The organism is Flavobacterium sp. GSP6, from assembly GCF_003984855.1.
GTDB lineage: Bacteria > Bacteroidota > Bacteroidia > Flavobacteriales > Flavobacteriaceae > Flavobacterium.
In genome coordinates this window covers 94,610-120,091 of sequence record NZ_RYDO01000010.1, presented here as the reverse complement: position 1 = coordinate 120,091, position 25,482 = coordinate 94,610, and the positions used below count along the sequence as shown (strand labels likewise).

Sequence of the window (25,482 nt, the reverse complement as noted above, 5' to 3'; positions counted from 1 at the left end):
TTATAATGTGTTTGTTCAAAATTAATTCAAAATAAATAATTGAGCCTTATTTATTATTTTGTTTAATTTATTTCCATTTTAATTAAACAAAAAGTATATTTGTTCAAAAGTAAAAAGATGAAACATATTTCTCAAGAAGCTATTTCCAAAATGGAAAAAATTGAAAGACTGAATTTAATCAATTCGTGCACGGGTTATAAATCAGCGAATCTTCTTGCTACAAAATCATTGGACGGAAACACTAACGTAGCAATTTTTAGCAGTATCACACATTTAGGTAGTAATCCTGCCATAATTGGATTCATTATGCGACCCACAACCGTTCCCAGAGACACCTACAAAAATATAAAAGAGACTGGTTATTTTACGGTAAATCACATCACTGCTGACATGATTGCCGATGCGCATCATACCTCCGCAAATTATGATTTAGGCGTTTCTGAATTTGATAAAACAAGCCTGGAAGAAGAATACAAGACCAACATTGAAACTCCTTTTGTAAAAGGAAGCCCTGTGCAGTTGCATTGCAAATATCTAAATGAATATTACATCCAGGAAAACAATACAATTCATGTAATTGCAGCTATCGAAAATTTATTTTTTGAGGAGAAATTAATACATAAAGATGGGTGGTTACAAATTGATAAAGGCAATGTTGTGGCGCTAAACGGCCTTGATGGCTATTGTTTACCCAAACTTATCGACCGTTTTGAATATGCCCGAAAAGAAGTTTCTACTGTTTCCTTTTACAAAAAATAAAAATGAAAAAACTACGATTAATCCTTGGAGATCAACTCAATTTAAAACACTCCTGGTTGGTGGAGAAAGATCATAACACTATTTATGTGCTGGCCGAAATGCGTCAGGAATCAGCGTATGTAAAACATCACATCCAAAAAGTGGTGGCCTTTTTTATGGCGATGAGAAATTTTTACACAGCCCTACAATCACGAGGACATCAAGCCTTATATTTTCAAATTACTGATGGCGATAATCCTCAGGATCTAGAAAAAATTATTGCTTTCTGTATCGAAAAATATAAAATCGAAAAATTTGAATATCAATTCCCTGATGAATACCGATTGGACCAACAACTAAAAACAATTTGTTCCAATCTAAAAATAGAATCAGAAGCTTTTGACTCCGAGCATTTTTACACTACGCGTCATGACCTTTCCGATTTTTTTGAGGGTAAAAAGCTGTTGCTGATGGAAAATTTTTATCGCAGCATGCGTAAAAAACATCATTTGTTAATGAATGGGTCAACTCCTGTGGGAAATCAATGGAATTTTGATGCCGATAATCGCAAAAAATACAAAGGAGAAGTTCCTGTGCCTTCTGAAAAGAATTTTCACACCAATGTTTCTAAAGTTGTTGCCCAAATTAAAGAAGCTGGGATCATCACTTTTGGAAACATCGATTTAGATAATTTCAGTTGGCCTACTTCGCGCGAGCAATCGTTCGAGGTTTTAGATTATTTCTGTAAAAATCTGTTAAAACATTTCGGTGATTACGAAGATGCAATGCATACCGATGAAAAATTCCTTTTCCATTCTCGTTTGTCTTTTGCCATGAATAGCAAAATGCTTTCTCCAAAGGAAGTCCTCGAGACCGTGATTGCTTTTTATCATGACAATGAAATAGAAATAACTATCTCACAAGTAGAAGGATTTGTGCGTCAAATTTTAGGGTGGCGCGAATATATAAGAGGAATATACTGGAAAGAAATGCCTGATTATGCTAAAATGAATGTCTTGCAAAACAAAAACAAGCTTCCTGATTTTTTCTGGACAGGTAAAACCAAAATGAATTGCATGAGCCACGCGATTAATCAAAGTTTAGATGAAGCCTACGCGCACCACATCCAAAGACTTATGATTATTGGGAATTTTACACTATTGACACAGATTCATCCTGACGAAGTAGACGCTTGGTATCTGGGCGTGTATATTGATGCGATTGAATGGGTTGAAATGCCCAACACACGCGGGATGTCACAATATGCCGATGGCGGAATAATTGCCACAAAACCCTATGTTTCCTCTGGCAGTTACATCAACAAAATGAGTAATAATTGCTCTAAATGCCACTACAATGTCAAAGAGAAATTTGGCGACAAAGCCTGTCCCTTCAATACGCTGTATTGGAATTTCCTAGATGAGAAAAAAGAGTATTTCAAAGGGAACCAGCGCATGGCAATGATGATGAATTTATTGAACAAAATGAATCCTGAAGAAATGTATAAAATCAAAGTTAAGGCGAACGAAATTATCACTAATATGGATTCCTATTAAACTAGATAGCGCTAAATAAAAAGGAGTGTTTAAATTCTTTTTGAACTTAAACACTCCAAGTTATATTGAAAAATCTATTTACTGTTTTTTACTATCTAAAATAGCGCCTGTACCTACCCCTACTCCCGCACCGGCTAAACCACCTATTATAGCACCTTGTCCTTTTTTCTTACTGATGATTGCCCCTGTGGCAGCACCAACGCCGGCACCAATTACGGCTCCTTTTGCAGCACCACTCCAACCTTTATTTTTTGTAGTAGTCCCCGCTGTTTGTTGATCCACAACAACTACTTCTTTTTGAGTTTCTACTTTAGCTTCCTGGATTTTAACCATTTCTACCTGCATGGAGTCGATCACTCTTTGTTTTTCGATTTCAACTTTCATGGAGTCTACAGTAGCCTGTTTGGCTTTTTGAATGTCCATTTTTCCTTGATTTTGACAAGAAACAATACCTGCAGCTATTAGTATAAAATATAATGCTTTCATAATTTTAATTTTCATAATTAGTACGAATACAAAGAAAGGCTTAACCCTGTTAATTAAGTTTATAAAATTAAAACTATTTTTTGTGTTATTTAATGCCCGTTTTAAGACTGAATTCCTGCTTTCAAAATTTGCCCAAATTGATATATATCCTCAAAAGAAGTATACAGAGGCACTGGCGCTAAGCGGATAACATTAGGTTCACGCCAATCCGTGATTACCCCATTTTGCATTAAATAATCAAACAAACTGCGGCCTTCCCCATGAAGCAAGACGGACAATTGTGACGCTCTTTCTGTGGGATTTGACGGTGTTATAATTTCGAAACTACTATCCACTTCTTTGTCTATTTCATGCAGAATGAATTCTAAATAAGAAGTGATCGCATCTCTTTTTTGGATCAAAGCATCCATCCCAATTTCATCAAACATGTCTACAGATGCTAAATAAGGCGCCAGAGAAAGTATTGGAAGATTACTAATTTGCCAGCCATCAGCGCCTTGAATAGGATCAAAGGTTTGTTCCATCTTAAAACGACGTTCTTTATTATGTCCCCACCATCCGGCAAATCTGGGTAACGCTGCATTGTTGTGGTGCTTTTTATGAATAAAACATCCAGAAGCATTTCCTGGCCCTGAATTCATGTATTTATAACTGCACCAAGCGGCAAAATCCGCATTCCAATCGTGCAATTCCAGCTTAATATTTCCTGCGGCGTGCGCTAAATCCCAGCCTACGTAGGCTCCCACTTTATGACCTGCAGCGGTAATAGTTTTCATATCAAATACCTGTCCTGTGTAATAATTGACTCCCCCAATTAAGACCAAAGCCAACTCATCACCTACTTCCTCAATTTTTGCCAACACATCTTCTAAGCGAATGTTGTGTTCGCCATCGCGACGCTTAATCTCAACAATTGCATCCTCGAGTTGTATCCCCAGGTTTTGGGAGTGAAAATCGACCTGACTTTGAAACATATATTGATCCGAAGGAAATGCTTTTTCTTCGCAAATAATTTTATATCTGGTTTGTGTAGGTTGGTAAAAGGAAACCATCAGTAAATGAAGATTTACCGTTAATGTATTCATCACGGTAACTTCGCTTGGTAAAGCACCAACAATTTTACTCAACGGATCTGCGAATCGTTCGTGGTAATCCCACCATGGTTTTTCACTGTAAAAATGTCCTTCAACAGCTAGATTTGCCCAATCATTCATGACTTCATCTACATACGCTTTGGTGCGTTTCGGCTGCAATCCTAAAGAATTTCCAGTAAAATAAATTACTTTTTTTCCTTGTACCTTCGGGAAAATAAATTCGTCTTGGTATTTGTGTAAAGGATCTTGTAAATCGAGGTGTTTTGCAAATTCAAAGGTGTTTTCGAAAATCATGATTTGTATTTTGTTTTGTAAAAGTAGTGAAAAAGCACCACTTTGAAAAAGGCCAACGTCGCATTGGATGAGGACAGAGAGAAAAGAAAAAAACTATTTATCCGGCAAAAGAGTTATTGCCTATGAAATGATATTCTCTGCGGGAAATTTCAATAAAGATTTTGAAACTACTTATAACAAAAACGGAACTACGAGACAGCAAATTTTTACTGGATTCACGTTAACTCAAAGTGTGAGTATCCAATCTAAGGAAGTAAACAAAATTGAAAAATTATCGTGACAATCCCGTGAATTGATTAATTCTGACGTGGAATATTAGTACATCAAACTGGCCGAACTAAAAATAAATGATTGCTCAGGCAACTAAAGATGCAAGTATACGAGCCACGAGTATTGCTGAGAATGCAGACTCTGACTTACGAAATCTAAAAAAAAGCAGGTATCGGTGTTTTCAAATTACAATTTAAGGCTTCAGAATATATATTAAGTCGAGCGCAGTCAAAACTCAACGCGGTATCTCGACTGCGCTCGACTTGACAAAAAAATAGCTGTAACAAATTTATTCAGACACAAAATTGAGATGCCGTTTTAAATTTCTTTTTACACAAAAAGTCCTCACATTTTCCAAACGTTCTGTGTGAGGGATGGAAGCGGCATCCTTTATTTTCTTTCTTTAAGAAAATAAAGATACAGCGTACAGCGCGACCCTTGGGGCACACTCTTATAAAACTGTGCTCGGAATAAACCAAAAAATCTCGCCATTGCTGACGAGATTTTGTTATTTAGACTGAAATGAATTCAGATTAGATGATCATCATTGCATCACCGTAAGAATAGAATTTGTATTCTTTTTCGATTGCTTCTGCGTATGCTTTTTTCATTAAATCGTGGCCACAAAAAGCGGAAACCATCATTAATAAAGTTGATTTTGGCGTGTGAAAATTAGTAATCATACAGGTGGGAATCGTAAATTCATGAGGTGGAAACACAAATTTATTTGTCCATCCGTCAAAAGGATTCAGTGTATTATGTGACGAAACTGAACTTTCTACGGCACGCATAGATGTTGTTCCTACGGTACAGATTCTTTTTTTATGAACTTTTGCGTTATTTACAATATCACATGCTTCTTGAGTGATTTTTAATTCCTCGGAATCCATTTTGTGTTTTGATAAATCCTCAACCTCAACCGGATTAAAAGTTCCCAAACCTACGTGAAGGGTTACTTCGGCAAATTTGATTCCTTTGATTTCCAGTTTTTTCATTAAATGTTTAGAGAAATGCAATCCTGCAGTTGGCGCTGCAACAGATCCTTCTTCTTTGGCATAAATAGTTTGGTAACGTTCCGCATCTTCCGGAGTTACGTCTCTAGAAATGTATTTTGGGATTGGAGTTTCTCCAAGTTCCGTTAATTTATTTCTGAATTCTTCATAAGAACCGTCGTAAAGAAAACGCAATGTTCTTCCACGAGACGTAGTATTATCTATCACCTCAGCGACTAATGAATCATCATCTCCAAAATACAATTTGTTACCAATTCTGATTTTTCGGGCCGGATCTACTAAAACGTCCCAAAGTCTTTGCTCTGCATTTAATTCTCTAAGTAAAAAAACTTCGATTCTTGCGCCTGTTTTTTCCTTGTTACCATACAAACGTGCCGGAAAAACTTTAGTATTATTGAGAATTAAAACATCGCCTTCGTCAAAATAATCAATAACATCTTTGAACATTTTATGCTCTATAGTCCCTTTCTTACGATCTATAACCATTAGACGTGCTTCGTCTCTGTTTTCAGCTGGATATTCAGCAAGAAGTTCTTTTGGCAAATCGAATTGAAAATGTGATAGTTTCATCTTAAAAAGTTATAAGTTATGAATTATGAGTTATGTCCTTCGTCTGCGCTCAGGATGACAATCTTAATTCGAGTGTGCAAATATACGATTGTGAGATAGGCGTTGTCAAGTGTTTTGCAATTTATTTTTCCTCACACCAGCCCTCTCCAAAGGAGAGGGAAAAGGGAAACATCTTTTCGCCCAATGAATTGAGGGTTTTTTACGAAATTTCGAAACCTAAACTTTTTAAATCTTCCCAAAAATCCGGATATGATTTTGAAACGACTTCGGCATTTTCGATGATTATGGGTACTTTCAACGCTAATGGTGCAAATGCCATTGCCATTCTGTGGTCGTTGTAGGTTGCAATTTTAATGTTGTGATTGATTTCACTTGAAGCCAAAAGCGTCAAGCTATCATTGGTAACGGATATGCTCGCTCCGAGTTTTGTTAGCTCAATTCGTAGTGCTTCCAGTCGGTCTGTTTCTTTAATTTTCAAGGTATGTAAGCCTGTAAGATGGCAACCAATTCCTAATCCAAGGCAGGTAACAACAATGGTTTGGGCAATATCCGGCGTATTATTTAGTTCAAGATTTAGAGTTTGAGGAATGAAATTCCCTTGTTTGGTAAGCGTCATTTTATTTCCTTCAAAATGCGTTTCAACGCCCATTAGCTTATAGATTTCTACCAAAGCCGAATCGCCTTGTAAACTGGTTTCTGTATAACTGGTCAATGAAACAGTAGCATTTTCAGCCAAAGCAACCAAACTAAAAAAGTAGGATGCCGAACTCCAATCCGATTCTACGGTCATTACTTTTGATATTACTGCTTGTTTTGGATAAATAGTAATTACATGTCCTTCAAAACTGGTTTTAATGTCCAAATCATTCAACAAAGCCAGGGTCATTTTGATATAAGGAACTGAAGTGATTTCACCAACCAAAGTGATTTCAATACCGTTTTCCAGTTTTGGCGCCACTAATAATAAGGCCGATATGTATTGACTGCTCACATTGGCAGGAATGTTCACTTTAGAAGCTGTTATTTTTTGTCCTTTGATACGAATGGGCGGATATCCTGGTTCTTTCTCGTACGTTATTTTCGCACCTAATTGTTCCAAGGCTTCCACCAAAACTTTTATAGGGCGCTCCGTCATTCTTTGAGAACCAGTCAAAACTACTTCGCGGCTTTCGTTCACAGCAAAATAAGCGGTCAGGAAACGCATGGCTGTTCCTGCATGATGAATATCAACTATTTCCTCGTTTCCTAGCAATGCTTTTTGCATGACTTCACTATCATCAGAGTTCGAAGTATTGGCCAAAGTAATGTTTGGGAATAAGGCCTGTAACAATAACAAGCGGTTTGTTTCGCTTTTTGAGCCAGTAACTGCAATTTGAGCTTGTAAATTGGATTGGGAAGTTTGTAACAGTAAATTCATTTTTGTAATTATGGGTTGTGAGTTATGAATTATACTTTCATTTTTAACTCAAATAATTTTTGAGTCGCAATTTACCACTCCGCATTTATAATTCATAATTTATACTTCACAAATTATTTGAGTTTTTCATTGTTTTTGTGACGGTCTTTGTCTCGAATGGATTTTAGATCCATTTTTTTATCAAAAGCGGCTTGTAAATCAATTCCGGTTTGGTTGGCTAAACACAATACCACAAAAACTACATCGGCTAATTCTTCGCCAAGGTCTTTGTCTTTATCGCTTTCTTTTTCGGATTGTTCGCCGTAACGACGGGCGATGATTCGGGCCACTTCCCCTACTTCTTCGGTAAGCTGCGCCATATTGGTCAATTCGTTAAAGTAACGAACGCCGTGTTCTTTGATCCAAGTATCTACGTCGAGTTGGGAATTTTTTAGGTTCATTTTTTTAGTTTTTTTATTTCTTTATCAAAATCAGAAATTATTTTCTGTGTTTTATTAAAGGCTTCATAGGCAGCGATTGCTTTTTTATCAGCTTGTATTTTAGAAATTTTCCCTTTACCATCCAAAACCTTATAATCATTAAAGTTTAGAAATTTATTCACACTTGTTGCCAATTGACTCATCGTAAAAGTATTCTCCCGCTCTATCAATCCTTCTATGTAATCAAAGTAACCCGTTACGGTGCGCTCCAATTGTTTAATTTCTTTTTCTTGTAAATAATTTTTGGCAACTACCACATCCGATTTCAAAACCCTTCCACTTGGACTATTTTTCCAAGTCGTTAATCCCATATTTTCCTTTTTGGAGTCGGCAGTTTTGGCTATTATTTCGGCAGCAGTATTACCGGTTATAGCAAAATGAAATTTATTTTGAACTGTGGCATAGAAATTTTTTGTGATATCGGCATTGCTGTCATAGTCAATACTGCACTCCGCAAAAATATCCGTTACTTGCTGGTAAATTCTTCTTTCACTTGCGCGAATCGAACGAACTCTTTGCAGTAATTCTTTAAAATAATCTTTTCCAAAAATTGCTTGACCCTGTTTTAAACGATTGTCGTCAAGAACAAACCCTTTTATAATATATTCTTTTAAAGTCTGGGTTGCCCAAATCCTGAATTGTGTAGCTTTGGTAGAGCTTACTCTATAACCAACAGAAATTATTGCGTCAAGACTGTAATGTTTTACTTTGTAGGTTTTGCCATCTGATGCAGTTGCCGAGAAAACCTCGGTAACTGCATTTTCTTCTAATTCTTTACTTTCAAAAATATTTTTTAAGTGTAATGAAACATTGTCTGCACTGCAGTCAAACAATAACGCCATTGCTTTTTGCGAAAGCCATACCAATTCGTTTTGCAGTAAAACATCAACACGTATTTCTCCGCTTGGTGCGGTGTATAAAATAAATTTTTTTACGTTTTCTTCCATAACTATTCTATTGCTATTGTATCAATTACTTTCATTAATCTATCCGTTTCACTTAGTGCTACAATGATTTTTTGATAATGGGCAATATCGTCAAATTCCAGTTTGCGTTCCTTACGGTCTTTGAGCCATTTTTGAGCGGGTTGATAACCACCAATGTAAAAATTCCAAGCCACTTCGGGAACGTTGTCGAAATATTGGGTTCATTGGTTGCGGCAACATCCTGAACAATACTTTCGATAAGTTGCTTCAAATCGCCACGATAGGTGTGTTCTGTTGCATTACCTCTTTTGTAGGCGGAATTTATATTTTGAATGTATTGTTCTAAAGTCATCTCAGTTGTATTTGAACAAATGTAAAGAATTGGAACCTAAAAAAACACCTTCAGTGAGGTGTTTCTTATAACAATTTCCGGTATTTACTTTTTATGTTTGGAGAGCTGTACGGAAACCTACTCTCTATTTTTACTGTCAATTACTATCGTTACAGGACCATCATTCAGCAAAAGTACTTTCATATCTGCACCAAAAACGCCAGTTTGTACTTTTTTACCCAATTCTTTCTCCAGCTGAAGCACAAAATTCTCGTATAATGGAATAGCTATTTCTGGTTTTGAAGCTTTGATATAGGAAGGACGATTGCCTTTTTTAGTAGCGGCGTGCAAAGTAAATTGACTTACCACAATAACATCGCCATCTGTATCCTTGACAGATAGATTCATCACTGCATTTTCATCTCCAAAAATACGAATATTGACTGTTTTTGAAGCTAACCAATTGATGTCTTCTTGATTGTCTAAATCTTCAATCCCAACCAAAACCAACAATCCTTTCTGGATATCGGCTACGACTTTAGTATCGATGGTTACGTAGGCTTGGGAAACTCTTTGGAGGACGATTTTCATTCTTTTATATTCTATGTAAAATAGACGCGATAAATCGCGTCTCTACTATTCCCTGGTTTTGTCACTGATTATTCGATCCTCATTATGAATATCCGTACGGTAATTTTCATCGTCACCTTCGAGAATTTTAAGGTAACTTCTATAACGGGACCAAGCGATTTCATCTTTTTCTAAAGCCCCTTTAATAGCGCAATGCGGCTCATCTTTATGCAAGCAATTATTGAATTTACATTGCTCTTTCAACTTAAAAAATTCAGGAAAATAACCACTGATTTCTGCTGCATCCATGTCTACGATTCCAAAACCTTTGATCCCGGGCGTATCGATAATTCTGGCATCAAAAGACAAATCATACATTTCGGCAAAAGTCGTCGTGTGTTGCCCTTGCTTGCTTGCTTCAGAAATTGTCTTTGTTTTTAAATGTAAAGAAGGCTCCATCGCATTTACCAAAGTCGATTTCCCAACTCCGGAATGTCCAGAGAACATGCTCACTTTCCCAATCATCATTTCTTTCAATTCCTCTATTCCTTTCATTTCAGTCGAAGAAACGCGCAAACATTTATATCCAATTTCCTGATACACATGCTGCATGTACAATTGTTCATCCAGCGTGGCATCGTCTAGCGTATCTATTTTATTAAAAACCAGTATAGTTTCAATTCCATACGCTTCGGCAGTAACCAGAAAACGGTCAATAAAGTTAAAAGTCGTTGGCGGATTATTGATGGTTACCAGCAAGAAAACCCTGTCAATATTAGACGCAATAATATGCATCTGATGGGATAAATTCACTGATTTCCGAACGATATAATTCTTTCTGTCATGAATGTTATGAATGGTTCCCGTAACAGTATCGGATGATTCTTCTAGTTCATAATCCACAATATCGCCTACAGCAATAGGATTGGTGCTTTTGATTCCTTTAATTCGGAATTTCCCTTTCATACGGCATTCGATAAAATCCCCTTGTTCGGATTTTACGGTGTACCAACTTCCTGTAGATTTGTAAACGAGTCCTGTCATAAAGGATTATTTGATTGAAGATTAACTATTTTAGATTTCTGATTTAAAATCTAAGACTTTGCAAAGATAATTCTTTGTTTTAGGTTTAAAGTTTAAAAGTTTAAAGTTTTTCACTTTGAGCAACTTTACATACAATTAAAAATAGAAAATCCCCACAACTTTTGACAAAAGCTGCAGGGATTTATATTTAAAAAATACGGACTAAGCGTTTAGTACTTTTTCTTGGTGACCAATACTTTCCTGGTGAATCGCTTTGAACATTTTTAGTACAAACTCTTCTGTCAACCCTTTCTTCTCGCCTTCCAAAATCATTTTTCCTAAAATTTCGTTCCAACGATTGTTTTGCAATACAGCAACGTTAGCGTCTTTTTTCACTTGACCAATTTCGTCAGCCACTTTCATGCGTTTGCCTAACAATTCCAATAAATTCGAATCCAGAACATCAATATTCGCTCTCAATTTTGTCATTTTATTAGCAAACTCATCCGTATCACCACTTACTTTTCTCACTTTCAAATCTTTGAAAATTTGCTTCAAAGCATCTGGTGTCACTTGTTGCGCTGCATCACTCCAGGCATTATCCGGATCAGTATGCGTCTCGATAATCATACCGTCGTAATTCAGATCTAATGCTTCTTGAGTCACTTCAAGAATCATCTCACGGTTTCCTGTAATATGGGAGGGATCAATGATCAAAGGCAAATCAGGGAATTTATTTTGCAATTCAATAGCTATCTGCCATTCAGGAATGTTTCTGTATTTCGTTTTTTCATACGTAGAAAAACCTCTGTGAATAACGCCTAAATTCTTAATTCCTGCCGCATGCAAACGTTCCACACCACCCAGCCACAAAGCCATATCTGGATTTACCGGATTCTTGACCAATACAATTTTATCGGTTCCTTTTAATGTATCAGCAATTTCTTGCACCGCAAACGGATTTGCAGTTGTACGGGCTCCAACCCATAATACATCAATATCATGCTCTAAAGCCAATTTACAATGCGCTGCAGTCGCTACTTCGGTTCCCATAAGCAAGCCGGTTTCTGCCTTTGCTTTTTGCAACCATTTAAGTCCTATTGCTCCTACTCCTTCAAATCCTCCCGGACGCGTTCTTGGTTTCCAAATTCCTGCTCTAAAAACACTTACGTCAGAGTCTTTCAATTCATGTGCAATTTTCAATACTTGCTCTTCTGTTTCAGCACTACAAGGTCCTGCGATCACAAATGGATGAGTCAAATTGAATTCATTCAACCAATTTCTCATTTCTTTCTTGTTTTCCATCTTTTCTAATTTTAGTTTTTTTATTTTATTCTGTGTTGTTTACTTTAACTGTAACCTGCTCCTGAAGCTTCTGAAAAAATGCTGGTTACTTTTTTATATTTATTCCGTTTAATATTTCTTTTATTTTATTCACACTTTGCATTTCATGGTAAATCGCATCATAATCTTCCTTCTCTAATAATTCCTTAAACTTTGACAAATTAGAAATATACTCCTCTAATGTTTTCACAACCTGCTTCCTGTTCTGTTTAAAAATTGGTGTCCACATTGCCGGTGAACTCTTGGCCAAACGAACCGTACTTTCAAAACCAGAACCCGCCATATCAAAAATATCCTGCTCGTCTTTCTCTTTGTCAATTACCGTTTTTCCAAGCATAAATGCACTGATATGGGATAAATGCGACACATAAGCAATGTGTTTGTCATGTGATTTTGGATCCATATACCGAATCCGCATTCCCATTGCCTTAAACAAATCCAACGCTTTTTCCTGCAATTTAAACGTTGTTTTTTCGACCTCACAAATGATATTCGTTTTCCCTTGAAACAATCCTTTTATCGCTGCCGATGGTCCTGAAAACTCCGTTCCTGCAATAGGATGCGTTGCAATAAAATTCCTTCTCTTAGGATGATTAGCAACCGCTTCACAAATAGGCGTTTTTGTCGAACCTACTTCAAAAACAATCGTATTTTCACCAATAACATCCAGTACTTTTGGTAAAACACTTAATGCAACGTCAACCGGAACAGAAACGATTACAAAATCTGCATCAACTAAATCATCAAATGTCGCACCAGCATCAACAACTCCCAAAGTTATTGCTTCCTGCAAATGATTTTCATCAGTATCGATTCCATAAATTTTGGCTTCCGGATGCAGTGCTTTAATGTCCAACACCATTGAACCGCCTATCAATCCTATTCCTATTACGTGTATATTCATGTATTAAAATCTATCAATTGCTTCCTGTACTTTTTCTTCTTTTACACACAATGCAAATCGGATGTAACCTTCTCCATTAGAACCAAAAATGGTTCCCGGTGTAATAAAAATAGATTTGTCATATAAAATTTCATCTATGAATTTCTCCGCCGATGTGATTCCGTCCGGCAATTTTGCCCAAACAAATAATCCAACTCCTTCTTTATAAACTTTACAGCCTAATTTCTCAGCCAGTTGTTCGGTAAGAATTCTGCGTTTTCTATAAATCGCATTCATCGAATCAAACCAAGTTTTGTCACTTTTTAAAGCTTCAATTGCTCCTTTTTGAATCCCGTAAAACATACCGCTATCCATGTTGCTTTTCACTTTCAAAACGGCATCAATGCAAGCTGCATTTCCCAGAAGCATTCCCACTCTCCAGCCCGCCATGTTAAAAGTCTTACTCAAAGAATTCAATTCTAAAACCACGTCTTTTGCACCTGCTACTTGCAACAAACTCATCGGATTGTCGTTCAAAACAAAACTATACGGATTGTCGTTGACTAATAAAATGTTATGCTTTTTGGCAAAAGTCACTAATTTTTCAAACAATGCCAGACTTCCTCTGGCTCCAGTTGGCATGTGCGGATACCCAATCCACATGATTTTCACTTTCGACAAATCCAATTTTTCCAAAGCTTCAAAATCCGGCTCCCAGTTATTGTTTTCTTTTAAGTCATAATAAACCGGAACTGCTCCCACTAAATTTGTCACCGAAGTATAGGTTGGATATCCTGGATTTGGGATCAGTACCTGATCGCCTTCATTCAAAAAAGCCAGTGAAATATGCATAATTCCCTCTTTGGAACCCATCAAAGGCAAAATTTCGTTAGCCGGATTCAACGCAACTCCGTAATTGTTTTTGTAAAAATCAGCCATACCTTGCCGCAACTCTGGCAACCCCTGATAACTTTGGTATTGATGTGCATTCTCCTCTTGCATTGCCAGAACCACTGCATCAATTACCGCCTGTGACGGCTGTAAATCCGGACTTCCAATTCCCATATTGATAATGGGTTTCCCTTCAGAAGCCAGTTGCCTTACTTCTCTCAACTTTGAGGAGAAATAGTATTCTTCAATTATTTCGAGACGTTTCGCTATAGTAATCATTCTTCTATTTTAAATTTCTTGTAAATCGATCTTAATCTAATTCCCACTTCGGGGGTTGGGTTGGGGTTAAGGGCTTTATAATTTTGTGTTTTTATATTCGCCTAACACTTTGAAATATTCTGCCATAATGATCAATAGCGACTTTGCTTTCGCATAATCTTCGTATTTTTCAAAAGTGACATCGACAAAAAACGAATATTTCCAAGGCGTTTCTATTTTTGGTAACGATTGTATTTTTGTTAAATTCAATTTGCAATCGCTCATCACATTCAAAACTGCCGCTAAACTTCCCCGTTTGTGATCCAATTCAAATTTGATGGACGCTCTGTTAATTTCGTTTTCCGGAACAAATGAATTTTCCTTTTTGATAATCACAAAACGTGTCATATTATTTTTAATCGTTTGAATCTCCGGAGCCAAAATTTCTAAATCATACATTCTCGACGCCGTAATACTGGCAATTGCAGCAATTCCTTTCAACTGATTTTTCTGAATTCTACGAGCCGTTTCGGCAGTATCTTTATCTTCGACTAATTTTATATTTGGATGTTTTTTAAGGAATTCCATACATTGCAAAATGGCCATAGGATGCGAATGTACTTCCAAAATATCTTCTATTTTCTGCCCTTTTAAGGCCATTAAATTTTGATGAATTATTAAATAATGCTCCCCAATAATGTGTAAATTATTCTTGTCAATCAATGCGTAATTCGGAATAATTGGGCCCGCAATAGAATTTTCTATAGCCATAACTGCCTGATCTGATTTACCGGAGAGTAGGTTATCCACTAACTCTTCAAAGGACAAACATTCATCTAAAGCAACCGCCTGATGAAAATATTCTTGTGCCACCTGATGGTGAAAAGAACCCGTTATGCCTTGTATTCCAATTATTTCATTCATTTCACACCTTTTTAAGCAAAAAAAAATCCCGATTTACATCGGGATTGTATATTTATAGTATCAATTTAATTTTATAATCAAATAACCATACAACAATCCCTTTCGACCTTCCAGAAGAAATAATAAGAGTTGCTAAAATAAAATCGGTTATTCAACATGCTGTTGTTTTTTGTATTAATTACTCTGCGAATGTATACATAATTTCCAGCTATCCAAAAAAAAAGGCTGATTTTATTGAACAAAAAAAGAATTCGCTAAAAAACTGGTTATTAATTATGTAATAATTAAAAAAAGGTCTTTAAAACACCAATAAGTCGTTGCTATTTTACTGTTTTTAAAACTATACCATTGAAACCGGCTAAAAAAAGTGGTTTTATACAACTACTTTTTCAGCAAGCCATTTTTTTCCTTCCGAAATTCGGGCAACCATCATCGCCGACACTAAATCACCATTCGCATTTAGCAATGTCGCCATTGGATCTACTAAAGTCCCCACAATCATTGCAGCTGGAAGAGCTTGTTCCATTGGGAAACCATAAACGGTAATCGCCAAAATTTCTCCTATATAACCTCCATTAGGAATTCCACCTTCAACTACCGAAACAATTACTGTAATTCCTAACGCCACTAATAAGGTATTTGGATCCGTTAAATCTTTTCCGAACATGGCGAAAATTACCGCAATTTTCACAATAGATGACATACTGGATCCGTCTTTATGCAAAGGCGCACCCAGTGGAATAACTACATTTCTGATGTGAGCCGGAATATTCATTTTTTCGGCACCTTCCAGATTGGCAGGAATAGTGGCAATGCTGCTGCAAGTTCCCAATGCGGTTAAGGAAGGCGTAATATTATTTTTCCAAAATACTTTAAATCCTAATTTCCCTCCAGCGATAAAAGCGTACAAACTAAAAAACACAATAAAGTAGAAAGCACAAACCGCATAATAAAGCCCCAAAGGTTTTGCATAAGCTCCAAATAATTGCGGTCCAAAAATTCCAACCTGATACGCGAAATAAGCCCCCAAACCTATTGGAGCCGTTTTCATGATGATGTGTAACAATTGTTTCATCACTTCATTGCCTGAATTCAAAAACCTGCTGAAATCTTTTCCTTTTTCTCCGGAACGCAGGGCGGCAAACCCTATTAGAAAGGAAAAAATGATTAAGGCCAACATGCTTTTTCGAGAAAGCAGTTCATAAAAATCCCCCGCTGTAAGCAATTGGGTAATTTGTGAACCTGTATTTGTACTTTGTATACTTTCTAACGGTATTTTTGAAATAATGATGTCTTGATGAATGGGAAATAACAGGACACCAACCAGCATCAAAATGGCAGAAATTAATACGGTGCTTAAAAACACTCCCATAACAATTACAAATAATCTTCCCAGTTTCTCTGATTTTTCTAAATTGGCAATCGAAGATGCAATCGTAAAAAACACCAAAGGGATAATGGCGGTAAACAATAAATTCAGAAATATATCGCCCAATGGTTTAATCACTTCTACTTCCTTTCCAAAAACTAAACCCAATATACTTCCTGCCAAAATTCCGCCAAGCAGCAATAAAATACTTTTGTAGTTTTTCAAGAAACTCCCTGATTGTGTGTTTTTCAAATTCATGTTCATATAGTTTATGGTAAATATATAAATCTAAAAGAGAATATCCTCTTGCTCAATAAACTTTGACTAAGGTCTTTTATTTATTGAGTTACAAAAACAATAAATCAATACTTTTTCTGTTTACTTTTGCAACAAATAAAATTCCATGTCAATAGAAGTAAATAACATATCCAAAAGTTACGGTACTCAAAAAGCCTTAGACAACATTACATTTTCTGTCAAAAAAGGAGAAATAGTTGGTTTCTTAGGTCCAAATGGAGCCGGAAAATCAACTTTGATGAAAATATTGACCACTTACATCAATGCTGATGAAGGATCCGCAATAGTAAACGGAAATGATGTAAGCACCAACCAAAAGGCAGTACAACTTTCAATTGGTTATTTACCGGAACACAATCCGCTGTATTTGGATTTGTATGTACGCGAATATTTAGCCTTTAACGCTGATGTGTATAAAGTAGCTAAATCCCGTATCGACGAAGTAATTCAACTTACTGGTTTAACTACCGAAAGTCATAAAAAAATAGGCCAATTGTCTAAAGGATATCGGCAACGTGTGGGCCTTGCCAATGCGTTATTGCACAATCCCGATGTTTTGATTTTGGATGAACCAACCACTGGTTTAGATCCAAACCAATTAATCGAAATTCGTAATGTGATTAAAAATGTGGGAAAAGACAAAACTGTTTTCCTTTCGACGCACATTATGCAGGAAGTAGAAGCGATTTGTGACCGTGTTATTATCATCAATAATGGAAAAATTGTTGCCGATAAAAAACTGGACAACTTAATTTCTGAAGATAAGGAACAAGTGATTGAAGTAGAATTTGACTATAAAATCGAAGAACAAGCCATTGCTAAAATCGAAAATCTTGTTTCTTATAAAAATACGCACGACATGATTTGGGAGTTGACTTTCAAAGCGGATAAAGACATGCGTCCGGCAGTTTTTGATTTTGCCAATGCCAATGGTTTGAAAACATTGCAACTGAATCAGAAAAATAAAAATTTAGAGGCTGTTTTTAGAGAGATTACGAAAAAATAGTAATCAGTGTTCAGTCGCAGTTTGCAGATGAAAAATACTAGCCATTCATAATACTTATACCGTTTGATTTGTCATTCCGACGAAGGAGGAATCCCATGCGGTGAAATTCCTCCTTAGTCGGAATGACAAAATTATGAGAATTTGGAATGAATAACGACATTTATAACCGTTAAATCCCTAGCCCAGATAGCAGTAAAAATCCTTTTCTTGTCTCGTTTTTTTAGACAAGAAAAGATTGTAACGAATAGCTGGAAATAGCTCCTAAAAAACCTTACTCGCTATTTGTCGAATATTTTCTGATTTTCCCATAGAATAATAGTGCAACACGGGAACACCGGCTGCTTTCAACTCCAATGATTGTTGGATAGCCCATTCGATTCCTACTTGTCTGATATCTGCGTTGTTTTTGCACTGATCAACCGCATGAATTAAATCTTCCGGCAGATCGATTCGGAAAATTTGTGGCAAAACTTGTAAGTGTCTTTGCACGGCAATAGGCTTAATTCCCGGAATAATAGGAACGGTGATCCCAATTTCTCTGGCTTTGGCAACAAAATCGAAGTATTTAGCATTATCAAAAAACATTTGCGTCACCACATAATCCGCACCGGCATCTACTTTTTCTTTGAGTCTTTTCAAATCTGAAATTAAAGACGGTGATTCTAAATGTTTCTCCGGATATCCCGCAACTCCAATACAAAAATTGGCTTTATCATCAACATCCATGAGGTCATGCAAGTACTTCCCGCAATTTAATTGGTTAATTTGTTTGACCAAATCAACTGCAAAATCATTTCCTCCTAATTTAGGAACAAAAGACTGTTCGTCTTTCATGGCATCGCCACGCAAAGCCATCACATTATCAATTCCCAGATAATGACAATCAACTAATAGATATTCCGTTTCTTCTTTGGTAAAACCACCACAAAGCACATGAGGAACGGTATCTACATTGTATTTATGCTTGATCGAAGCGCAAATCCCAAGTGTTCCTGGACGCATTCTGGTTAGTTTTTTTTCCAATAAACCATTTCCTTTATCCATATAGATAAATTCTTCGCGAGAGGTGGTTACGTCTATGAATGGCGGTTTGAACTCCATCAACGGATCAATATTATTGTATAATTCCTGAATACTTTTGCCTTTTTGAGGCGGAATAATTTCAAAGGAGAATAACGTTTCTCCTTTGGCTGCTTCTATATGTTGTGTTACTTTCATGATCCTCCCCCGACCCCTCCAAAGGAGGGGAGAACTCGGGTAATTTTAATTGAACAATATTTTTTTCTTCCTTTTCGACTCCTCCCCTTCGGGGAGGCTGGGTGGGGATTTTAATCTGCTACATTCGGGTTCAACCATTTCATTGCTACATCGGTTGGAATGCTTCTGCGTTTGGCATAATCAATGACTTGGTCTTCTTTTATTTTTCCAAGTCCGAAATACTTGCTTTCCGGATTTCCAAAGTAATACCCAGAAACCGATGAAGCGGGCCACATCGCCATACTTTCGGTTAGCGTCACTCCAATTTCTTGTTCTACATTTAGTAATTTCCAAATCGTAGGTTTTTCTAAATGGTCGGGACAAGCCGGATATCCTGGAGCCGGACGGATTCCTTTGTAATCTTCAGCGATGATAGCCTCTGTACTTAAAGCTTCATCTGATGAATAGCCCCAAATTTCTTTACGGATTTTTTCGTGTAAATATTCCGCAAAAGCTTCCGCAAAACGATCTGCTAATGCTTTTACCATAATCGAATTATAATCGTCTAAATCTCTTTCGAATTCAGCCGCCCACTCATCAACACCAAAACCAGTCGTGACACAAAATGCGCCCATATAATCCGTTTTACCGCTATCTTTTGGAGCAATAAAATCAGACAAAGCAATGTTTGGAGCACCTTTTGTTTTTTGTGATTGCTGACGTAACGTCAAGAATGTCTGCAATGGTTTTCCGTTTTCATCACTTATCTCAATGTCATCATCGTTCACTTGATTGGCAGGGAAAATTCCATAAATTCCTTTAGCAGTCAGTTTCTTTTCTCTCAAAATAACTTCTAACATTTCCTGCGCATCTGCAAAAACCGAAGTGGCTTGTTCGCCCACTACCGCATCCGTTAAAATTGCCGGATATTTCCCGAACAATTCCCAGGTTCTAAAAAACGGTGTCCAGTCAATATACGGAACCAAAACATCCAAATCCACTTCGATCACTTGTTCGCCTATGATTTTTGGCTTTACAGGAGTAAAATTCTCCCAATCCAACTGCAATTTATTCTTGCGCGCTTGCTCAATAGTTAAGAAATTCTTGTCGCGTGAACGATTCAAAAACGTCTCTCTAAAGGCATCATACTCCGCTCTAATGTCGCTTGCATATATTTTTTTATCCTTGTTCAATAAACTTCCCGCCACCGTTACGGCTCTCGAAGCATCATTCACATGAATAACCGTTTCTCTGTATTGTGGTGCAATTTTCACGGCTGTATGTGCTCGCGAAGTTGTTGCCCCACCAATCATTATTGGAATTTTAAGTCCTCTTTTGTCTAATTCTTTAGCAAGAAAAACCATTTCGTCCAGTGACGGCGTGATCAATCCGCTCAATCCAATAATATCTACTTTATGCTCAATGGCCGCTGCGATAATTTTTTCGGGAGGCACCATTACGCCTAAATCTACAATCTCATAATTATTACACGCCAGCACCACGCTTACAATGTTTTTACCAATATCGTGTACATCGCCTTTTACGGTTGCCATCAGGATTTTTCCATTCCCTTGTTTGTCTCCGGCTTGTTTGCTGGCTTCAATAAACGGCAACAAATAAGCCACTGCTTTTTTCATTACCCGAGCCGATTTTACCACTTGCGGCAAAAACATTTTACCCGAACCAAATAAATCCCCAACCACATTCATTCCTGTCATTAAGTTAATTTCAATAACTTCAATTGGTTTTTTTGCTGCCAGTCGAGCTTCTTCAATATCCAAAAGAATAAATTCATCCACTCCCTTCACTAAGGAATGTGTCAATCGTTCCTGAATCGTTCCAGAGCGCCATTCCTGAATCGCTTTTTCATTGCTCTTTACATCTCCTTTTACATTTTCGGCAAAATCCAGTAATCGCTCTGTGGCATCCTCTCGCCTGTTCAGAATTACGTCTTCAACGCGTTCTAAAAGATCTTTTGGAATTTCGTCATAAATAGACAACATTTCAGGATTCACGATTCCCATCGTCATTCCATGTTGGATGGCGTGGTACAAAAACACGGAGTGCATCGCCTCCCGAACCGTATCATTTCCTCTAAAAGAGAACGAAACATTACTTACACCTCCACTAATGTGTGCGTGAGGTAAATTTTCTCTAACCCATTTTGTTCCTCTAAAGAAATCCAAAGCATTCAAGCGGTGTTCTTCCATTCCTGTCGCTACTGGAAATATATTCAAATCGAAAATAATATCCTGTGGAGGAAAACCAACTTTGGCAACTAATATATCATACGAACGTTGGCAAATTTCTACCCGGCGCTCGTAATTATCTGCTTGTCCAGTTTCATCAAAAGCCATAATAATTGCCGCAGCACCGTAACGCTTAATCAATTTAGCGTGATGAATAAATTGTTCTTCGCCTTCTTTCAAGGAAATCGAATTTACCACACTCTTACCTTGCACCACTTTTAGTCCAGCCTCAATGATATCCCATTTCGAGCTATCAATCATGATTGGAACTCTGGAAATATCCGGTTCAGCAGCAATCAAATTCAGGAATTTCGTCATGGCATATTCGCCATCAAGCATTCCTTCATCCATATTTATATCGATGATTTGCGCGCCACCTTCCACTTGCTCTTTGGCAATACTGAGTGCTTCCTCGTATTTTTCTTCCTTGATTAATCGAAGGAACTTTCTAGAACCGGTAACATTCGTTCGTTCACCAATATTTACAAATACGCTGTTAGGCGTAATGATTAAAGGCTCTAATCCTGATAATACCAAGTTTCTTCTAGTTTCTGCTTGTGCCATTTTTTATCTTTATTTGTCCTGCACGGTTTTAGAAACGGTACAAGTTTATGCTTTTGTTGTTTATTTCTACTTTTTTTTAACGTGTAGTTCGTTTTGTTTCTTATTATTTTGGGCGTGACCACAAGGGTCGGGCTATTCGTTACAAGTCCTCGACTAATTCCGTCCCGATAGCTATCGGGACTTCATTTGTCTGTGGGCTTTTCACTGCTATCCCTCACGCGGATATTGGTACTAAATCATCTATTATCAACAGAATATGCTCGTAATCCTAATTTTTATTTCATTCAACGGAATAAATTCCGTTGCTACAAAATATATCGTTCCTACGGAACTCGTACTTCGCTAGCCACCCAGTTTTTATTCTCTTTGTGGGCACGGATTACAAATCCGCGCTATCTAGTGTAATCAGTTCCAGCGCTGGCACTAACTTGGATTCAACTAAAAAAATCCATTTTCAAACATCACTACACAGTTTAAAAAAACCATGCAGGAAATTTAATTACATCGTTGCTGTTGAAACTCTAGGTTTATACTCCTTTGCGATATCAGCAATCAACTTAATGTGTTCTGGCGTTGTTCCGCAACAGCCACCTATGATATTTACTAAATTATCGTCTAAATATTCTTTGATAAAGGCTTGCATCTGTTCTGGCGTTTCATCGTACTCTCCAAAAGCGTTGGGTAATCCTGCATTAGGATGTGCCGACACGTTGAAAGAAGTGTTTTGTGATAAGGTCTGCAAATATGGTTTTAATAAATCAGCTCCTAAGGCGCAATTGAATCCTACACTCAACAACGGAATGTGTGAAACCGAAACTAAGAAAGCTTCCACGGTTTGACCTGAAAGTGTTCTTCCTGATGCATCGGTAATTGTCCCGGAAACCATGATTGGAATATCAATATTACGTTCGTCTTTGACTTCTTCAATAGCGAAAAGAGCCGCTTTGGCGTTTAACGTATCGAAAATAGTTTCCACCAACAGTAAATCACTTCCTCCGTCTATCAATGCTTCTACTTGTTGTTTGTAAGCAATGCGCAAATCATCAAAAGTTACCGCTCTGTAACCTGGATCATTTACATCTGGTGACATACTCGCTGTTCTGTTTGTTGGTCCAACTGAACCGGCTACAAAACGAGGTTTATCTGGATTTTTGGCTGTAAATTCATCGGCTACTTCACGGGCAATTCGTGCCGATTCGTAGTTAAGTTCGTAAACAATATCTTCGAGATGGTAATCTGCCATTCCGATGGTGGTTCCAGAAAAAGTATTGGTTTCAACGATATCTGCTCCTGCTTCAAAATAGGCGGCGTGTACCGCACGAATCGCTTGTGGTTGCGTAAGTGACAATAAATCATTGTTCCCTTTTAAGGAATGTGGAAAATCTTTGAAACGTTCTCCTCGAAAGTCTTCTTCAGAGAAATTGTAGCGTTGCAACATGGTTCCCATAGCTCCATCGAGTATGAGTATGTTTTTTTTAATGGCTTCTTGAATGCTTGACATATCTTGTTATTTCTTGTAAATCACGATCCATTTCGGGATTTACACTTTTGATTATTAATTACAAAAGTTCACTATATGAACTCTTTAGCCCCGATTGAAGCGATATCCTATTTTTCTGGCGTTCAGAAAAAAAGATATAGCGGAAAGCGGGAACAGTATTGGCAAAAAAACACCAATTGTTCGCTCCTGATACCGAAATTAATTCAGCAGGCTAAAAATATATGTTGTCAAGAAAAGGTTTGAGAAATACTGAGTGAGTATTCGTGTGTTATCTATCTTAAATACTGAAACTGGTTCTGTATAAAGTAGAATGTAGCACCTTCTTTAAAGATAAAGGGTTGCTAAGGTTTCATTGGGTCTTTCCCTCCGCCTTTCGTGATAACTTCCAATAAATATAGGAACAGTGCAAAGTAAAGACATAGCGCTAATACTTGCAAGTATTAGCGCTATATTTTTTAACTAGTTTGTATTAAGTTGTTAAACTATGGCTTTAACCACGGCTTTTGGAGCTTCTTTACGAGTTCCGTCAAATCCGTCAACACCAGAAACTGTAGTATATTTCAGCACATATTTCTTACCCGGATTGATTATTTGGTAGGCTGCCTGACACATCATAGTTGCTTCGTGGAATCCACAAAGAATCAATTTCAGTTTTCCTGGATAAGTGTTTACGTCACCAATGGCAAAAATTCCGGGAATATTCGTTTGATAATCCAAAGCATTATTTACTTTTATGGCATTTTTTTCAATGTCTAATCCCCAGTCTCCGATAGGACCTAACTTTGGAGTTAATCCAAAAAGCGGAATAAAATAATCTGTAGGAATGGTTCTGTGGGCACCATTTTCTTCAATATCAATTGATTCTAAATGTTCGGCTCCATTTAAACCAACTACTTCTGCCGGCGTGATCATTTTTATTTTTCCGGAATCTTTTAACTCCTGCACTTTTTCGACCGAATCCAAGGCTCCTCTGAATTCATTTCTACGGTGAATTAAAGTCACTTCGGAAGCAATATTCGACAAGAAAATACTCCAATCTAAAGCGGAATCACCACCTCCTGCAATTACTACTCTTTTGTCTCTGAATTTTTCCGGATTTTTAATGAAATACTTGATTCCTTTATCTTCGTAAAATTCGATGTCTTCGATCAATGGTTTTCTGGGTTCAAAACTTCCTAATCCACCGGCAATCGCCACAACTGGTGCATGGAATTTTTTTCCTTTATTTGAGGTGACAATAAAACTTCCGTCTTCTTGTTTTTCAATCGTTTCTGCACGCTCGCCAAGTGTGAATCCTGGCTCGAACTGCTTGATTTGTTCCATTAAATTATCCACTAAATCCCCCGCTAATACTTCTGGAAACCCTGGAATATCATAAATAGGTTTTTTAGGATATAATTCTGAAAGCTGTCCGCCCGCTTGTGGCAAAGCATCTAAAATATGGCATTTTAATTTCAATAATCCTGCTTCAAAAACGGCAAATAAACCAGTTGGTCCGGCTCCTATTATAAGTATGTCTGTTTTAATCATTTTTTTATTCTTTATGTAATGTAATTATAATAAACTATTTAGTACAAATTAACGATTGATTTTTACAACTTTAAATGATAAATATCATTCGTTAATTTGCAATGCTTTTATTCTTTGTTTTTTAATGCTTCTGTGATTTCGTTCATTTTTTGTACTTTTTCTTCGAAATTCCCTTTAAGCGTTTTGCGATATTCATTGAGGTTTTCGACCATTTTATTGATGTCATCCGGAATTATTTCTTCGAAAAACTCCCGTAATCTTTTGGCAGTTGTCGGTGATTTACCGTTGGTTGAAATAGCAATTTTTACATTTCCTTTGGTTACAATTCCGCCCAAGTAATAATCACATAATGGTGGTGTATCAGCAATATTACAAATCAGGAATCTTTTTCGTGACAAGTCGAATACCCGTTTATTGACTTTCAAATCATCGGTACAGGCAATTACCATGTGGCGTTTGCGAAGCATCCAGCGATTGAACTTTTTATAGGTCAATATTACCGAAGGATGTTTTGCTGCCAGGCCTTCCAATTCTGGAAGAAACCTTGGTGCCACCACTTCAACATTGGCATTTGGACTGGATTTCAACATGAAAGATAACTTTTCTAAACCCACATTTCCTCCACCTACAATAAGTACATTGAGGTTGTGTAGTTTTAAAAAAACAGGATATAGTTCGTTTCTTTCCATTACTATCTTATTT

23 protein-coding genes and 1 riboswitch are annotated in these 25,482 nt (G+C 37.0%); of the genes, 4 read left to right on the top strand and 19 right to left on the bottom strand.

The window, feature by feature from the left end:
- Positions 1 to 117: 117 nt before the first annotated feature.
- Together EKM03_RS11290 and EKM03_RS11285 are read left to right on the top strand one after the other, a co-directional pair.
- Positions 118 to 759, top strand: coding sequence for a flavin reductase family protein (locus tag EKM03_RS11290; RefSeq protein WP_126453105.1), 642 nt, complete (start codon positions 118 to 120; stop codon positions 757 to 759).
- Positions 760 to 761: 2 nt separating this feature from the next.
- A complete protein-coding gene (locus EKM03_RS11285) occupies positions 762 to 2,294 on the top strand; it encodes a cryptochrome/photolyase family protein (protein ID WP_126562864.1) in 1,533 nt (510 codons plus the stop codon).
- A gap of 78 nt (positions 2,295 to 2,372) precedes the next feature.
- On the opposite strand, the gene EKM03_RS11280 is transcribed toward EKM03_RS11285, so the two are convergent.
- Together EKM03_RS11280 and kynU are read right to left on the bottom strand one after the other, a co-directional pair.
- Entirely contained in the window at positions 2,373 to 2,780 is a 408-nt protein-coding gene (locus EKM03_RS11280) for a glycine zipper family protein (protein ID WP_126740435.1), read from the bottom strand.
- A gap of 101 nt (positions 2,781 to 2,881) precedes the next feature.
- Positions 2,882 to 4,168, bottom strand: a complete 1,287-nt coding sequence (kynU, locus tag EKM03_RS11275) for a kynureninase (protein WP_126555013.1) — start codon at positions 4,166 to 4,168, stop codon at positions 2,882 to 2,884.
- Between the two features lie 67 nt (positions 4,169 to 4,235).
- Here kynU and EKM03_RS11270 point away from each other — a divergent pair, with 67 nt between their 5' ends.
- Positions 4,236 to 4,448 carry a hypothetical protein gene (locus tag EKM03_RS11270; protein WP_126457414.1) on the top strand — a complete coding sequence of 71 codons (213 nt, stop codon included), beginning with the start codon at positions 4,236 to 4,238 and terminating at the stop codon, positions 4,446 to 4,448.
- 523 nt (positions 4,449 to 4,971) lie between these two features.
- Here EKM03_RS11270 and queA read toward each other — a convergent pair.
- The 12 genes from queA to EKM03_RS11205 all read right to left on the bottom strand — a co-directional run bounded on the left by queA (position 4,972) and on the right by EKM03_RS11205 (position 16,694).
- Positions 4,972 to 6,021, bottom strand: a complete 1,050-nt coding sequence (queA, locus tag EKM03_RS11265) for a tRNA preQ1(34) S-adenosylmethionine ribosyltransferase-isomerase QueA (protein WP_126453091.1) — start codon at positions 6,019 to 6,021, stop codon at positions 4,972 to 4,974.
- 199 nt (positions 6,022 to 6,220) lie between these two features.
- Positions 6,221 to 7,438: a 3-phosphoshikimate 1-carboxyvinyltransferase gene (aroA, locus tag EKM03_RS11260; protein WP_126568697.1), complete on the bottom strand. Its 1,218-nt coding sequence runs from the start codon at positions 7,436 to 7,438 to the stop codon at positions 6,221 to 6,223.
- A 113-nt stretch (positions 7,439 to 7,551) separates the two neighbouring features.
- A complete protein-coding gene (locus EKM03_RS11255) occupies positions 7,552 to 7,878 on the bottom strand; it encodes a nucleotide pyrophosphohydrolase (RefSeq protein ID WP_126453086.1) in 327 nt (108 codons plus the stop codon).
- Positions 7,875 to 8,864, bottom strand: coding sequence for a virulence RhuM family protein (locus EKM03_RS11250; protein WP_126740434.1), 990 nt, complete (start codon positions 8,862 to 8,864; stop codon positions 7,875 to 7,877). Before EKM03_RS11250 ends, EKM03_RS11255 begins: the two co-directional genes overlap by 4 nt.
- 2 nt (positions 8,865 to 8,866) lie before the next feature.
- The gene (locus EKM03_RS11245) at positions 8,867 to 9,037 is read right to left on the bottom strand and encodes a type ISP restriction/modification enzyme (RefSeq protein WP_231507415.1); all 171 of its coding nucleotides are present in this window, start codon (positions 9,035 to 9,037) and stop codon (positions 8,867 to 8,869) included.
- Between the two features lie 275 nt (positions 9,038 to 9,312).
- A complete protein-coding gene (gene dtd / locus EKM03_RS11235) occupies positions 9,313 to 9,765 on the bottom strand; it encodes a D-aminoacyl-tRNA deacylase (RefSeq protein ID WP_126740433.1) in 453 nt (150 codons plus the stop codon).
- A gap of 45 nt (positions 9,766 to 9,810) precedes the next feature.
- Positions 9,811 to 10,788, bottom strand: a complete 978-nt coding sequence (gene rsgA / locus EKM03_RS11230) for a ribosome small subunit-dependent GTPase A (RefSeq protein ID WP_126564338.1) — start codon at positions 10,786 to 10,788, stop codon at positions 9,811 to 9,813.
- A 201-nt stretch (positions 10,789 to 10,989) separates the two neighbouring features.
- Positions 10,990 to 12,072, bottom strand: coding sequence for a bifunctional 3-deoxy-7-phosphoheptulonate synthase/chorismate mutase type II (locus tag EKM03_RS11225; protein WP_126457419.1), 1,083 nt, complete (start codon positions 12,070 to 12,072; stop codon positions 10,990 to 10,992).
- Between the two features lie 85 nt (positions 12,073 to 12,157).
- Positions 12,158 to 13,015, bottom strand: a complete 858-nt coding sequence (locus EKM03_RS11220) for a prephenate dehydrogenase (protein WP_126562872.1) — start codon at positions 13,013 to 13,015, stop codon at positions 12,158 to 12,160.
- A gap of 3 nt (positions 13,016 to 13,018) precedes the next feature.
- On the bottom strand, positions 13,019 to 14,164 hold the full coding sequence (locus tag EKM03_RS11215) for a pyridoxal phosphate-dependent aminotransferase (RefSeq protein ID WP_126457421.1): 1,146 nt from the start codon (positions 14,162 to 14,164) through the stop codon (positions 13,019 to 13,021).
- 75 nt (positions 14,165 to 14,239) lie between these two features.
- Positions 14,240 to 15,067, bottom strand: coding sequence for a prephenate dehydratase (locus EKM03_RS11210; protein WP_126740432.1), 828 nt, complete (start codon positions 15,065 to 15,067; stop codon positions 14,240 to 14,242).
- A gap of 373 nt (positions 15,068 to 15,440) precedes the next feature.
- Complete coding sequence (locus EKM03_RS11205; protein ID WP_126516157.1) at positions 15,441 to 16,694, bottom strand: dicarboxylate/amino acid:cation symporter; 1,254 nt, start codon at positions 16,692 to 16,694, stop codon at positions 15,441 to 15,443.
- Positions 16,695 to 16,839: 145 nt separating this feature from the next.
- Between EKM03_RS11205 and gldA the strand changes: the two genes are divergently transcribed.
- Positions 16,840 to 17,739, top strand: a complete 900-nt coding sequence (gene gldA / locus EKM03_RS11200; protein ID WP_126740431.1) for a gliding motility-associated ABC transporter ATP-binding subunit GldA — start codon at positions 16,840 to 16,842, stop codon at positions 17,737 to 17,739.
- Positions 17,740 to 18,000: 261 nt separating this feature from the next.
- On the opposite strand, the gene metF is transcribed toward gldA, so the two are convergent.
- From metF to EKM03_RS11175, 5 genes are all read right to left on the bottom strand, one after another.
- Positions 18,001 to 18,957, bottom strand: a complete 957-nt coding sequence (gene metF / locus EKM03_RS11195) for a methylenetetrahydrofolate reductase [NAD(P)H] (protein WP_126740430.1) — start codon at positions 18,955 to 18,957, stop codon at positions 18,001 to 18,003.
- Between the two features lie 110 nt (positions 18,958 to 19,067).
- Positions 19,068 to 21,749, bottom strand: a complete 2,682-nt coding sequence (gene metH / locus EKM03_RS11190) for a methionine synthase (RefSeq protein ID WP_126740429.1) — start codon at positions 21,747 to 21,749, stop codon at positions 19,068 to 19,070.
- 499 nt (positions 21,750 to 22,248) lie between these two features.
- A complete protein-coding gene (locus EKM03_RS11185; protein WP_126564336.1) occupies positions 22,249 to 23,250 on the bottom strand; it encodes a homocysteine S-methyltransferase family protein in 1,002 nt (333 codons plus the stop codon).
- Positions 23,251 to 23,515: 265 nt separating this feature from the next.
- Positions 23,516 to 23,635: riboswitch (SAM riboswitch) on the bottom strand.
- A 92-nt stretch (positions 23,636 to 23,727) separates the two neighbouring features.
- The gene (locus tag EKM03_RS11180; RefSeq protein WP_091204228.1) at positions 23,728 to 24,780 is read right to left on the bottom strand and encodes an NAD(P)/FAD-dependent oxidoreductase; all 1,053 of its coding nucleotides are present in this window, start codon (positions 24,778 to 24,780) and stop codon (positions 23,728 to 23,730) included.
- Positions 24,781 to 24,887: 107 nt separating this feature from the next.
- Positions 24,888 to 25,469 (bottom strand): bifunctional precorrin-2 dehydrogenase/sirohydrochlorin ferrochelatase, encoded by a 582-nt coding sequence (locus tag EKM03_RS11175; protein ID WP_126740428.1) that lies wholly within the window; start codon positions 25,467 to 25,469, stop codon positions 24,888 to 24,890.
- Positions 25,470 to 25,482: the final 13 nt, after the last annotated feature.